The sequence below is a fragment of the Thermus sp. genome (assembly GCF_056332225.1).
The window spans coordinates 1-1,146 of sequence record NZ_JBWGQW010000124.1; the positions used below are offsets into that span (position 1 = coordinate 1).

Sequence of the window (1,146 nt, forward strand, 5' to 3'; positions counted from 1 at the left end):
CCAAGCCAAGTGGACCCCGCCAAGTACGAGAGGCTGGTCTTCGGGCTTATCCTGGTGCTCATGATGATCTTCCGCCCTGACCCACACCCCCCGGGACCCGGTGGCCTGGGCCTGGCTCCTGGAGCTGGATCCCTCGCGGGTGGGGAAGGTGGTGGACCGGGCCCTGGCCCGCTGGCTCCGGGACGAGGAGGCCTCCCGGGGCTTCCGCGAGGCCTTCCAGCCCTGGGAGGTCTTCCGGCACCTTGGGAGCCCGGCAGCCTGCCTCCACGCCCGCAGGCTCCTGGCCCTGGACGGGGAGCGCTTCCTCCGGGAGTGGCGCCGCCACCCCGAGGCCCTGCTCTCCTTCCTCTCCCCGGGGCACCGCTTCCTGGACTGGGAGGCCTACCGGGGGCTCCTGCGCCGGGGGTACGCCCTGCTCCGGGCCCAGGGCTGGGGGGAGGGGGAGGCCCGCTGGCTCCTGGCCTACCCGAGCCTCACCCGGGGCGTGCGCGAGGAACCTCCCTTCGCCGAGGGGCGGGTGCCCAGGGAGGTTCTCTCCCGGCTCCTCTCCCTCCTCCTCCGGGCGGGGATCCTGCAGGAGCCCGGGCGGGGGGTTCCCTGGTTGCGCGAGCTGGACCGCGAGGATTGGGGCCTCCTCCTGGGCCTCCTGGCGGAGGACCCGGACCCCTCGCCCGCCCAGGAGGAGGCCATGGTGGCGGTGCTGCGGGCCTGGGGCCGCGGGCCGGGGGGAGAGGATGCCTTCCTGGCCCTTCACCTCCTAAAGCGGGCCCTGGAGGAGCCCTGGCGCTTCACCGCCCTCCGGGACAAGAACCTGGGGCTTAGGGCCCTGGCGGAGCGGATCCTCGGGAGGCCCAAGCCCCTCTTCCCGGGGCCCTTCGCCCGTGGGGGGCTGGTGGCGGTGGAGCTCCTCTCCCCCGAGGCCCTGGAGGAGGAGGGCAAGGCCATGGGGCACTGCCTGGGGAGGGAGGACTGGACCTGGGTCTTCCTGGGAGAGAAGCGGTTCTTCGGCCTGCGGGACGGGGAGGGCCGCCCCGTGGCCACCCTGGCCCTCCGGCGGGCCCCTGGGGGCTGGCGGGCGGTGGAGGTGCGGGGCCCGGGGAACGCGGAGGTGTCCCCGGAGGTGGAAGCCTTCGCCCGGGAGCTGGC

The 1,146-nt window shown here is 74.8% G+C and carries 1 protein-coding gene; it reads left to right on the forward strand.

Features of this window, described 5'->3' with window-relative positions; all coding sequences use genetic code 11:
- Positions 1–100 precede the first annotated feature (100 nt).
- The coding region (locus AC01Y6_RS10425) for a PcfJ domain-containing protein (RefSeq protein WP_476671452.1) at positions 101–1,146 on the forward strand (1,046 nt) is incomplete at its 3' end.